Genomic DNA, 13203 nt, shown 5'->3' on the forward strand with positions numbered 1-13203 from the left:
GAGGTTAATATGTCCGAACAACATTGGCATAGTGATTTATTAAAACAATTTAAAGAAGCAGATGATATGCATGTATCGCCGTTTTATGATGATGGGCAAACTTTGGCAACACCAACATGGATATGGTCTGTTGTAGTTGATGGGAAATTGTTTGTCAGAGCGTATAATGGTCAAAATTCTAGATGGTACCAGTCAGCTAAAGCTCAACAAGCAGGACAAATTCAATTAGCACAGCAAACATTTGATGTTCAGTTCATACCGGTGCATGGCGATAAGCAATTAGATGAAAGCATCAATGGTGCCTATAAAGAAAAATATGGTAATAGTGCATATTTGCCACCTATGCTTGAACCAGGTCCAGTAAGTGCGACCGTCAAGATTGAACCCAAATAATGAATCATGAGATGGCATGGCTGTTGTTTCTTCAAGTTGAAACAGCAGCCATTTTTAGATATTTAATCATAAGTTAGCTATGTAGACTATTTACAAAAGGAAAGGAGGGAATAAATGAATAAGAAGCTCGTATTAGTTATTGTTTTAGGAGCATATTTTATGATTATGATGGACACTTCCATCACGATGACTGCTTTAAATGAAATGCAACAATCATTACATATGTCGAGTGGGACGTTGACATGGGTGCAGAGTGCATATGTATTACTATTTGGAGGATTACTGTTACTGGGAGCTAAACTTGGAGATGTCTTAGGCCTTAAACACGTATTTTTATGTGGATTATGTTTGTTTCTCTTGTTTTCTATAACAACTGGTTTGGCCACCAATACAATGATGCTGATTATTTCAAGAGTTGGGCAAGGTATTGCAGCAGCATTAGTTTCACCTTCTATTTTGGCATTTATTAACTTAATATATGATGATGGTCCAGAAAAAAGAAAAGCAGTCTCTTTTTATAGTACAATTGCTGGTATTGGTGCAAGTGGCGGCTTAATTGTGGGTGGTATATTGACGTCTTTAGTATCTTGGAGACTATGTTTTCTGATTAACATACCAATGTGTATCATATTTATTTTATTAGCGATAAAGTTATTACCCCAAACAACTACATCCAGTTATCCACCACGTATAGACCTTTTCGGTGCCTTATTATCTGTTGTATCGATATTACTGATTGTGCTAGGCATGGAACGTCTGAATATGGCTTTTAGCCTAATAAATTTTGTATTAATCCTCATAGGCTTAATACTATTAATAACCTTTATTGCTTATGAACATAAAGTGAAGTATCCCATTATCGAGCTAAGTTTATTTAAAAATAAAATTCGAAGCTCAGGTTATCTATTGCGTTTTTTATTTTTAAGTACAAGTTTTAGTTATTGGTATTATATGAGTATTTATTTTCAAGATAGTTTCAACTTATCGCCTTTGAATACGGTATTACTACTTATTTGCACAACAGGAGTTAATTTTATAGTAGCGTTAAATATTCATAAATTATTGAAAAGTCAAACCAATATTTCGGTGTTAATCAAAGGCATTCTAATTTCAATTGTAGGCATGATTTTACTCATTTTTTGTTTGAATCATCAAGTTGGCATAACAATGTTTATACTGCCATTAATTTTAATTGGGGTTGGGCAGGGGTTTATTTTTACGCCATTAACAAATTTAGGCGTATATCAAGTGACGAATGAGCAATCAGGTATCGCTTCTGGATTAGTCAATCTAGCTCATCAAATTGGATCATCAGCGGGTATCGTCTTTGAACTCATTATTGCAACGACATTACTGCATATTTTAAACTTTGAAAATAACAACAGTAGTTTAACGCTCATTTCAATGGTGATTGGGACAGTGATTCAAATCATCATGTTATTGTATGTTTTATTAGTATTTAAGAAAAAAGAAAATAAGTACGAAATATAATATTTGAAGTCGTTATTTCCTAGGAAAGCATGCACAATCGAAAGTGTTAGAATTTAAATATAAAGAGGACCAATCCATACTAAGGATTAGTCCTCTTTTTTGAGATTAAGGATTTATGACCCAGACGCTTTATTTTCAGAATGAGTATTTTTTTTCCTAATTATTTCTAATTTAATAGGCTAGTTGTTATTTTTAGTAATTAAATCGGAAATTGCTTTAGACGCTTGTCCATTTTCTAATGAACAAAAGTCATCATAAAACTGATTGATTTTGTCATTGTAATCTATTGAAACTTGATCTAGATTTTTTAGATCTTCTGTTAATTGGTATGGATCTTGGTGAATAGGTCCAGGTAAATCATTGTGATAGTCTAAATAGAATCCGCGTAAATCTTGACCGTATTTATCTAAATCATAAGCAAAGAAGAATTGAGGACGTTTCAATACACCGTAATCAAACATGACGGATGAATAGTCTGTGATAAGGCAATCTGAAATTAAATATAATTCAGAGATATCACTGTAGTTTGAAACATCAATGGCAAAATCTTCATAACCACGTAAATCTAAGGCATTAGAAATGAGATAATGCATTCTCAATAGTACAACATAGTCATCGCCAAGTTGTGCTTGTAAATTATCTAAATCAATTTGTAGATTAAATAAATATTTACCTTTTTTCACAAATTCATCATCTCTCCAAGTTGGCGCATACATGATGACTTTTTTATCTGCAGGTAAGTTTAAATTTTCTTTAATTTCTTGGATATATGATTTGTCATTTGCATGGTTAACTAATACATCATTTCTAGGATAACCAATTTCAAGTAGTTGTTCAGGTTTCATCCAAAATGCAGTCTCGAAAATTTTAGAAGAATATCTATTTGGTGACACTAAATAATCCCAACGGCTTGTTTCTTCTCTAAAATTACGTTTATAGTTATCCGTTGTAGTTCCTGGCATACGAATGACTTTCATATCATTTGCTAATCGTTTTAATGGTGTGCCGTGCCAATTTTGTATATAAACTTGGTTTGGTTTTTTATTCAGATAAAGCGGTAATCTCGCGTTAGACACCCAGTATTTAGCTTTTGAATATGCTTCATAGTAAGCTTTAGAGCCTTTTTTAACTTTTTTAGCTGAGCCAGGAATTTGTACTTTAGAAGGGTTTTTAAAGACCCATATAAATTCATAATTCGGATGGCGTTTCAGCATATATTCGTAAATATATTTCGGGCTATCACTGTAATTTTTACCAGCAAATGCTTCAAATACAATCGTATTTGGACTCACTTTATCTTCACTATCTGTTAATTGGTATAATGCACGATTTTTATTTTTTCTACGTAACAAGATACTTTTTACTAAACGTGCTTTTTTTCTAAGTTTATTTATTTTAAAAGCGGATTTACGTTTATTCACCATGAGCATCAATGACTCTAATATAAAGAGTGGTTTCTCATTTTTGAAAAGCGTCGGAATTAATTCTCTTGTCACTTTTGGAAGCAATTCACTGTTATATTTATAACGCTCAGGGGTTTTTCTTGATGAGGGTTCGAATGAATGTTTGTAAATATTTTTCATTTTATTTTTTATGAAAACTTTATTTTCTTTTAAAGGCGCACGTTGAACAGAATCAGAGAAACTATATACATAATCGTTGAACGTAATGCCAAAATCTTGTTTAGACAGTGCTGGTTTCACAAACGGGTCATAGATTTCCCCTTTAATATAGAAAGGAAAGCGACTGACACGCACGAATCCATTGGCATATTTAATAAATTCTAAAATAAAGGACCAATCTACAAAGACGTTCAAATCTTCATTAAATTGTAAGTTATGGCCACGTGCAATTGCAGTTTTGAAAACAATATTACATGCGGTTTGCTTTCTTAAAAATTGATTAGAATGTGTTTTAGTATTTAAATATTGAGTACGCACTAAATTTTGGTCAACGTATTGAGGTATATCCAAAGTGAACCCATGGATAGGCGCAATTAACGCATCGAATTGATTTAGTTTCTTCATATAAAATGATAATGCATAGGATGCCAAATAATCATCAGAATCAATAAAGATAAAGTAAGGAGATTCAACTTCTTTCAAGCCCGTGTTTCTAGCATGCGCATGTCCTGTATTTTCTGGTAAATCAATTGCTTTAATTGGAATATCCCAATCTTTAAGTATTTGTGTTGCAAATGGTTTCGATTGATCTGTTGAACCATCATTTACTAAGATGAGTTCAAAATCTTGGAATCTTTGTTTTTTAAGGCTTATTAAACATCTTTCGATATAATCTTCTGAATTGTAATAAGTCACTATGACTGATATAGACTTCATTGTGTTCCCTCTTTTTACTTAAATTTTCTCACTATCTTCTATATAAGGTAAAATATTAACAAACTTTGTTTTATCTTTTCAACTTTGAAATCAAATTTTTTTGATTATTATGTGCATAAAACGTACGAATAATAATATATTATTATTTATAAGTATATATTATTTCTAAAGCATATATTGTAGCACGGTTATGTAGTATAAAGAAAAGCAAAAGACTTCAACTTATAGGTAAAATACATTATTTACTTTTATTATATTAAAGCATAGTTAGTAGTTTTGGAAATGTATATAAAAATATTAAAGACAGGGGATGAATATCATGACAATAAGATGTGCTAAAGATAATGAATTGAAACTCATTAACAAAGTTATACCAAAGTTATTCAAAGAAGCGATGATGGTGAATTTTGATTTATCAGATGCGTCATTGCGGGATATGTCAAGTCAATTGCTATTGCAAGGTGCAAAATATTATGTGTTGATTGAAGAAAACATATGCAAAGGATTTGTGCTTATTGATAAAAAAACAGATTACCTTGAACAACAAGATTACGGTTTTATCTATGAGTTATATGTCTTTGAAGGTTATAGAAGACAGGGTGTTGCTAAAAAGTTAATGTATTTTGTTAATGACTTTTTTAAAAGACAGCATATTGGTGAAGTTAGGTTAAATGTAAATGTACAGAATAAAGCTAAATTATTATATGAAAAAGTTGGTTTTCAAGAGAGAAATATTACAATGTCTATGAAAGTAGTAGAATAATTTTTTGAATATTTGCTATTTTTAAAAACTTTATTTTTCTTTTAATAGCAAGGGTTTTAGACATTATTAGTAATAAAGGTAAATTTAATAATCAAAAATATTGTTGATAGCGTTTTCATTTAGCGTTAGGTTTTTCTATATTTACCAATGTTGTAAACAAGTCGGGAAATTAAAAATGAAAAACTATCGTTATTTTATCATTACGATGATTATTATTATGACAATGATCAACTATGTCGATCGTGGCGCTATTTCCTATGCTCAAGAAGATATTATTAACGAATTTGGTTTCGATAATATCGCTTGGGGATCAATATTAGGTTATTTTGGCTATAGTTATATGCTTGGTTCATTGTTTGGAGGGGTTACAGCAGATAAAAAGGGGGCCAAAATTTGTTTGGTTAATTGCTGGTACACTTTGGTCATTATTTGAAATAGGTATGGCATTTGCTGGTGAGATAGGCATGGCTTTATTTGGCGGTTCTGCATTAGCTGGGTTTGGCTTATTAAGAGTACTATTTGGTGTATCTGAAGGTCCAATATTTTCTACAATCAGTAAGACCAATGCAAACTTGGCAGCACCGAGAGAACACGGTTTATTATCAGCTTTAGGTTTAATTGGTGTACCACTGGGTGCGTTAATCACAGCACCGATTGTTTCTGGTTTCTTAGTTATTTCAACTTGGCGCGTGCTTTTTGTAATTTTAGGTTTATTAGGTCTCGTATGGATTATTATTTGGTATAAAGTATTTACCGATTATCCTGAAGATAATAAACATGTTTCTCAGGAAGAAATTGAAAGTATTCGATCCACAGAAGAAACGGTTCATGGTGAAAATCCAGTTGAAACTGAGCACAATGCACATGAAAAATGGTATCACTTTTTCAAAAGTCCGACACTTATCTTTAATATGGTTGGTTATTTTGGTTTTCAATACATAAACTTTTTGATTTTAACTTGGACACCAAAATATTTACAAGACGAGTATCATTTTGAGATTCACTCATTGTGGTATCTTGGTATGCTTCCCTGGATAGGTGCTTGTTTTACAGCATGTTTCGGTGGAAGATTATCAGATTGGTTACGTGTGAAAACAGGCAGTCTAAGAATTGCACGATCAGGTTTAGCGATATTTGGAATGACTTTGGCAGCGATTTGTTTTTTAATTATCCCAACAACCAATCAAATTGGCTGGATAATGTTCCTAATGATGCTAGGTAATGCCTGTATATTCTTGCCAAATGCTGTTTATTGGTCTGTCATTATTGATACAGCACCGAAGAAAACTGGGACGTATGGCGGTATTACGCATTTCTTTGTTAACTCTGCAACGATTATAGCGCCAACGTTAACAGGTATACTTGTAACATTATATGGATATTCATCAATGTTTATATCTGCAGTAGTAGCGGCAGTCATCGGTATTATTGCGATGTGCTTTGTTAAACCAGGTATTAAAAAAATGAAACCAACTTCATAAATCAAATTTATGTAAGTTACATGGATATATTCCAAATGCTTTAAAGAAGTATTACTTATAAAATAAAGCTACGAGTATAAATGACCATCATTTTAATATGAGGTTCATTTATACTCGCTTTTTTTGTTTTTACTCAAAGTAAATAGTGTGGGGCGTTTGAGGTAAAACATTTTTTGTTCCTAATTATAAACAAATGATTTGTAATTATAGCTAAATTGAGTATAATTTGATTTTGTTAAAAATGATTAAGGAGAAATAACAAATGATAAATAATAATTTTGAAGAAATTTTAATGAATAGAAAGTCTGTAAAAGTATTTGATGAACAAGTGAAAATACCGAAAGCAGAAATGGATGAAATGATTAAAAAAGCAACGACAGCACCATCATCAGTTAATATGCAACCGTGGAGATTCTTAGTAGTCGAAAGTGATGAAGGTAAAGACACATTACGTCCGCTCATTCGTTTTAACACACGTCAAAATGATTCATCAGCGGCTATGGTCGTTATTTTTGGTGATATGAAGAGTCAAACAAATGCCGAAGAAATTTATGGTAATGCAGTTAAACATGATTTAATGCCGGAAGAAGTAAAACAAGAAATGTTAGAAAAAGTCATACCATTATATGATAATGCACCAAAAGAACAAATGAATGACATTGTGAAGATTGATAGTAGTTTAGCCGCAATGCAATTTATGCTTGTTGCGAAAGCGCATGGATATGATACAAATCCAATTGGCGGATTTGAAAGTGATCAAATCGCAGATGCATTTGGTATAGATTCAGAACGCTATGTACCCGTACTAATTGTTGCGATTGGTAAAGCTAAAAATCCAGCCCATGGTTCTTATAGATTACCAACAGAAACTGTGACTAAATACGTTTAATATATAGTGAAAGACATTTTTTAATATTGAAAAATGTCTTTTTTTATTTCTTTATAAAAAATAGTATTCGATTTTACAACTCTATTGATATATTGACTTATCAAATTTATAATAAAATTTAATGAGTATTGATAGGGGTTATGAAATATGTGGAAATATGGGATTATTTTGTGTTTTTTGTTTTCGTGTTTTTTAGTTTTATGTGTAGGTTGTTTAAATGAAAAAGATAAATTAACGCAAACGTTATCTTTTTATGCAGTAGGCGATAATTTAATCCATCCAGTCGTTTATCAGGATGCTTTGCAAGATAATGGACAGTTCAATTTTGAGTCAATGTATGACAATTTAAAAGATGAAGTTCAATCAACAGATGTATCATACATCAATCAAGAGTCGCCACTTGGTGGTGATGAACGCGGTTTGTCAGGATTTAAACAATTTAATACGCCAGAGGCAATCGCACAAAACATAGTACATACTGGATTTAATGTGGTTAATGGAGCTAATAATCATGCTTTAGATCAAGGAACTGCAGGTTTAGAAAATGAAATCAGCGTTTGGAAGCAATTTAAGTCCGTGTTTTATTTCGGAACGTTTGATTCGCCAAAGCAACATGATACGATTCCTGTAATTGAGAAAAATGGAATAAAAATGGCAATGCTGAGTTATACATATGGAACAAATGATATTCCTAGAGAAAAACCATATCAAATCAATTATTTTGATAAGGCACAAATCAAAAAAGATATCGCAAGCGCAAAAGAAAAAAGTGATGCAGTTATCGTCTCCGCACATTGGGGTAATGAAGGTAAGACTAAACCCAATGAGACGCAACAACAGTATGCCAAAGTGTTTGCTGATGCGGGTGCAGATGTCGTATTAGGCACACATCCACATGTGATACAGCCAGTTAAATGGGTGAAAGGGAAAGATAATCATAAAACACTCGTTGCTTATTCCCTGGGAAATTTTCTAAATGGACAAGCTACAGGAACTGAAAAGAATATATTAGGTGGTAACATACGTTTTAATTTAGAAAAAAATCCTAAAGGCGTACAAATCAATAATGTTAAATGGAAATCATTGGTGACACATTATGAAAATGGGGAACCTTATTTAAAAGCAACTCCTCAAAATTTTAAAATGTATAAATTAGATCATTATAAAGATGAGCAGGCACAATATCATGCTTTAAATGATAAAAAAGGCATGGAAGTATCACGTCAGAGACTTGTAGGTATTACGAAAGATGTGATTGATAAACAATATCTGGATGAAAAGAGTTACTAGTATGTTGCGTAAATATATATATATAAAAGTGCAAAAGCGCCCTCTCGTTACTACACAGTATTGAAGTGTAACAACGAAAAGGGCGCTTTTTAACACGTTATTGTTCAACTTTTTTTGCTAAATTTGTAATGTATTTAAAGAAGGCATCGTGTTCGACATGATCGACGACTGAAATTGTTCTGCCGTGTACATCATCTATATACGTTTGCCCCTGACTAGGCCCTTCTGTATAAACACTAGCATTGACCGAATGTTGCTGTACCAATTCAGGTTTACCTACATATGCAGTTGTTAGTACATCCCATAAGAAATAAGTAGAATTCGTTTGGAAATGTGTTAATGGAGGTACAGCAGCATAACTGACTCCTAAGAAATCAACACCTGGATAATGTCGTTCGTTTGCCCAAGCTTGTCTAATATCCCATGTCAGTGGTACACGATTTGTACTTTCTAATGCGACTATGTCTATTTTTATATTTGTATCAAAGACGGTTTTAACAGATTCTGGATCCCAAAAAGCATTCCATTCTGCAGTGCCATCGTGTTCAGGTTCTTCGACATTTCCTTTTTCTAAAAATGTACCACCCATCCATACTAAACGTTCAATTTTATTAATAATTGTAGGCTCAACTGTTACGGCTTTAGCTAAATCCGTTAATGGGCCAGTAAATAATAAAGTCACTGGAGCATGACTCTTTTGTAATTTTTCAATAATATCTTCATAAGCATCGTGTTCAAGTAAATTTGAATGGCTTTGATTAGCTTCGTTTAAAATAGGTAAAGCGTCCATAAAAAATGCATGCATACGCCAATCTTTAGGGAATGGATTTTTTCCGCGTTGTTTCGAAGCGGCGACATGAATCGGTTGCTTGCTAAAGCGATTAATGATTTTTTGAGATGCACTTGCTGCAGGTTCAACATAGCTATCAGCACCAATTGCACTCACACCAATGAGTGATACATCCTCCATTTGTAGTAACAGAAATAGAGAAATTAAATCATCGACGCCACCGTCATGGTTAAAATATATTTGTTTCATAAAATATCCTCCGTTTCATTTTGTAAATCTATTATATCAAAAGTGAATCAGAGTCATATCGTGTTGAGAAAAAAGCGGCGTCTTTGAGATATCATGTTGGAACTTATTGCCTTAAATACTTATATAAATACTAAAAGATTGAAGTGTGTGTTTACGATACGGCATTAGATGAATGTCTATAATTAAAATGGCATTTAATAAATTCGCGAAATCATTTTAAAATTTATTGATTTTGAAAATTAAAAAATAATAAATTATAACTTATAAGTGTTTATAAGTTAATACATAGGTTATGTTATATAAATAGAAACAATTTAAGGGGTGTTTTTATTTGTGAAATTTAAAAAAGAGAAAGTTAACAGAGTAGATTCTGATCAAGCCAAAAAAGGTGTTGTAGCCACAGGGATTGGTAATGCAATAGAATGGTTTGATTTTGGTTTATATGCACAATTAGCTGTGATATTAAGTGCAAATTTCTTTGGGAATTTACCTCAAGAGATGCAAATTGTTTCAACATTTGCAGTATTTGCCTTTGCTTTTATAGTGAGACCAATCGGTGGTATATTTTTCAGTCACTTAGGGGACAAATATGGACGGAAAATTGTATTATCGACAACGATATTACTTATGGCAGCATCGACATTGATGCTCGGGCTGTTACCTACACAAGATCAAATTGGTATTTGGGCACCTATATTATTACTTGTTGTTCGTATGATTCAGTCATTTTCAACAGGTGGGGAATACGCAGGTGCAATGACTTATATTGCAGAAACAGCTCCTGATAAGACACGCGGTAAATTAGGCAGTGGATTAGAAATTGGTACACTTGCTGGAAATATTATGGCTGCTATTTTAGCGGGGCTGATGTATTCATTATTAAGTGATCAACAAATGGCTGATTGGGGCTGGAGAATTCCATTCATCCTTGCTGCACCATTAGGTATTATTGGTATTATCTTACGTTCAAGTTTAGATGAAAGCCCAGCTTATGAATCTACATTAGAAGAACAAGAAGAATTAGAATATTCATATTTAGATATTTTCAAATATTATTGGAAAGACGTCGTCGTTTGTTTTGCAGGCGTAGCTTTCTTAAATGTTGCCAACTATATGGTACTTTCCTATATGCCATCATTCTTGAATTCAACAATCAACTTAGGTGGAACTATGGGATCCATATTGAGCACCATAACCATGTTAGTTATGATACCAGCAGTATTTTTCTTTGGTTGGTATAGTGATAAAGTTGGTAACAAACGCACCATTATATTTGGTTTAGCAGGATTTAGTTTATTCTCGGTGCTTGCATTTTGGTTAATGAGTATTCCAATGATTCCATTTGTAATACTTGGATTGTTTATCATTGCATTATTTATGTCAACATTTGAAGGTGTTATGCCATCCTTATTACCAAGTATGTTCCATACAAAGGTTAGGTTACGTACATTATCACTTGTTTATAATATTGGTGCTGCGGTATTTGGTGGTTTAACGCCATTTATACTTTCAACTTTAGTAGAAACGACAGGACAACAAATTGCACCATCTTATTACTTGATGTTTATTAATGTCGTTGGACTCATTATCTTCATAACAATGTTTAAATCTACCTCTAACAAATCACTCAGAGGTTCTTATCCAAATGTCGAAACGCAAGAGGATTATGATCATGTAGTGAAAAATCCTAAAGATGCTTTATGGTGGGAAGATGAAGTTAGAAAAGATTAAATATATTTAAGTAGTTGTCATTATCAAAAATGGCAACTACTTTTTATTTTTGAAAAATTTAAGCTCAACCTACTGTGAAGGACTACATTGGGTATAATTATATTTTTATACAAATAATAAATATAATACTTATTATTAAAAAAGATGTAAAAATTGATAGAATTTTAGAATTAGTTAATTAATTATATATATATTGTGCTATTATAAAAGAAATTAAAACTTAAGGGGAGGTAGAACGATATGTCTAAGACAGTGAAGATTGTTATAGCAGTCGTTATTGGGGTACTACTGATTTGTGGCATTGGGGGAGCAGCAGCGTATTATTTCACAAAGAACACACCTAAAAATACGTATTTACTAAGTGAACAGGAAACAGCAAAGCAAATGAAAGCGTATGGTGAAGACAGGTTTGAAAATGAATTTGAATTTCAAGATAAGATGAAAGATGAGTCGTATTTAATTAATTTAAATGCAAGTGCAGATGTACCAGAAGCACTACTCAAATCATCGGATATACCAAAATCTGTTGCAGATGCTTCGAAGTTAGGATTTAAATTGGGACATGATCCGGATAAAGAGCATTCAGTTATAGCTTTAACACCTACAGTTGCAGATAATGAAATTGGGGAATTTCAATGGGCTGCCGATAAGCAAAATCAATATTATGCAGCTCCAATTTTAGATGATGTTTACAAAGCGAAGAATAATGAACTTGTCGATGTGTATAAAAAAATCACTGGGGAAACATCGAGTGTTGAAGGGACAAATAATGGCATTACAAATGACTCATTAAATTTAAATTCGTTGTTATCTGGTACACAAATATCTCAAGATAAAATTGATGAAATTAGCAAGAAATATAGTGAAGTGATTACAGATAAATTAGACGATGATAATTTTGAAAAAGACGATGTAACAATTAAGGTCAATGGTGAGGATAAAGATGTTAAAAAAGTAACAATGAATGTAAGTAAAGGTGAAACAAAAGCCATTTTAACAGACATATTAGAAAAAGCTAAAAAAGACAAAGATATTAAAGCGATTGCAGAAGATCAATTTAATGCGAAAGACTATAAAAAACAATTAGATGATATATTAAAAGAAGTAAAAGATACAGATAAAGCAGAATTTCCAAGTGTGAAATCAGTTATATGGGAAGACGATAATCAGATTCTTAAACGTAATTTAACGATGAAAGATGAAGACGGTTCAACAGTGAAATTAAATGGGACAAGTCAAGTTGATGATGATAACTTAATGATTGATTATAAATTAACAACAGATGATGACCAAGAAGTAGCACTGAAAGGTAAGTCGACTAAAAAAGACGATCAGTATAAAGATAACTACAAAGTAACTTTTGATAATGGTTACCGTAAGTCTGATGCAACTTTAACAAATACAGAATCACAAGATGGGGATAAACGTAACGACAAAGGTCAGATTGAAATCAATGCTAACTACGATAAAACAACAATTGATTTCAATAATAAATTAGACACAGACACTAAAAATAATACACAAAAACAAGAACTTTCATTATCAACAGATATCGATAATGAGACGGTCGTGATTAATATTAAAGGTGACACAAAACTTAAAGAAGACATTAAATTTAAAAAAGCAAATGCACAAGATTTAAATACAATGTCTGATAGTGACTTTAGAAAACTACAACGAGAAATATCTAACAACACTGAAGATATTGTAAAAGATATCGCAAAAGATATTAAAGATAAAAAATAAAGATAACTCATTTAAAAAGGTAATATATTAATGGAGAGAGG

General features: G+C 32.1%; 9 protein-coding genes and 1 pseudogene. 8 read left to right on the top strand and 2 right to left on the bottom strand.

Going from position 1 to position 13203, the window contains the following annotated elements; translation table 11 throughout:
• Positions 1–9: 9 nt before the first annotated feature.
• Positions 10–393, top strand: a complete 384-nt coding sequence (locus ACM6UH_RS02025; protein ID WP_011302194.1) for a DUF2255 family protein — start codon at positions 10–12, stop codon at positions 391–393.
• A 114-nt stretch (positions 394–507) separates the two neighbouring features.
• Positions 508–1884, top strand: coding sequence for an MFS transporter (locus ACM6UH_RS02030; protein ID WP_061050462.1), 1377 nt, complete (start codon positions 508–510; stop codon positions 1882–1884).
• A gap of 179 nt (positions 1885–2063) precedes the next feature.
• Here ACM6UH_RS02030 and ACM6UH_RS02035 read toward each other — a convergent pair whose 3' ends face one another.
• On the bottom strand, positions 2064–4223 hold the full coding sequence (locus ACM6UH_RS02035) for a bifunctional glycosyltransferase/CDP-glycerol:glycerophosphate glycerophosphotransferase (protein ID WP_069804929.1): 2160 nt from the start codon (positions 4221–4223) through the stop codon (positions 2064–2066).
• Between the two features lie 319 nt (positions 4224–4542).
• Between ACM6UH_RS02035 and ACM6UH_RS02040 the strand changes: the two genes are divergently transcribed.
• The 4 genes and pseudogenes from ACM6UH_RS02040 to ACM6UH_RS02055 all read left to right on the top strand — a co-directional run bounded on the left by ACM6UH_RS02040 (position 4543) and on the right by ACM6UH_RS02055 (position 8646).
• Positions 4543–4986, top strand: a complete 444-nt coding sequence (locus ACM6UH_RS02040) for a GNAT family N-acetyltransferase (RefSeq protein WP_047504749.1) — start codon at positions 4543–4545, stop codon at positions 4984–4986.
• 175 nt (positions 4987–5161) lie between these two features.
• Positions 5162–6467, top strand: a pseudogene (locus ACM6UH_RS02045) (MFS transporter).
• Between the two features lie 262 nt (positions 6468–6729).
• Positions 6730–7356 (top strand): nitroreductase family protein, encoded by a 627-nt coding sequence (locus ACM6UH_RS02050; RefSeq protein ID WP_047504747.1) that lies wholly within the window; start codon positions 6730–6732, stop codon positions 7354–7356.
• A gap of 147 nt (positions 7357–7503) precedes the next feature.
• Positions 7504–8646 (top strand): CapA family protein, encoded by a 1143-nt coding sequence (locus ACM6UH_RS02055; protein ID WP_047504744.1) that lies wholly within the window; start codon positions 7504–7506, stop codon positions 8644–8646.
• Between the two features lie 97 nt (positions 8647–8743).
• Here ACM6UH_RS02055 and ACM6UH_RS02060 read toward each other — a convergent pair whose 3' ends face one another.
• Positions 8744–9685 carry a nucleoside hydrolase gene (locus ACM6UH_RS02060; RefSeq protein ID WP_047504741.1) on the bottom strand — a complete coding sequence of 314 codons (942 nt, stop codon included), beginning with the start codon at positions 9683–9685 and terminating at the stop codon, positions 8744–8746.
• A gap of 333 nt (positions 9686–10018) precedes the next feature.
• Here ACM6UH_RS02060 and ACM6UH_RS02065 point away from each other — a divergent pair, with 333 nt between their 5' ends.
• Both ACM6UH_RS02065 and ACM6UH_RS02070 read left to right on the top strand, forming a co-directional pair.
• Positions 10019–11416, top strand: a complete 1398-nt coding sequence (locus ACM6UH_RS02065; RefSeq protein WP_047504738.1) for an MFS transporter — start codon at positions 10019–10021, stop codon at positions 11414–11416.
• Between the two features lie 240 nt (positions 11417–11656).
• The gene (locus ACM6UH_RS02070) at positions 11657–13162 is read left to right on the top strand and encodes a DUF6583 family protein (RefSeq protein ID WP_011302204.1); all 1506 of its coding nucleotides are present in this window, start codon (positions 11657–11659) and stop codon (positions 13160–13162) included.
• Positions 13163–13203: the final 41 nt, after the last annotated feature.

This window comes from Staphylococcus sp. LKG4-2, from assembly GCF_050955665.1.
Taxonomy (GTDB): domain Bacteria; phylum Bacillota; class Bacilli; order Staphylococcales; family Staphylococcaceae; genus Staphylococcus; species Staphylococcus saprophyticus.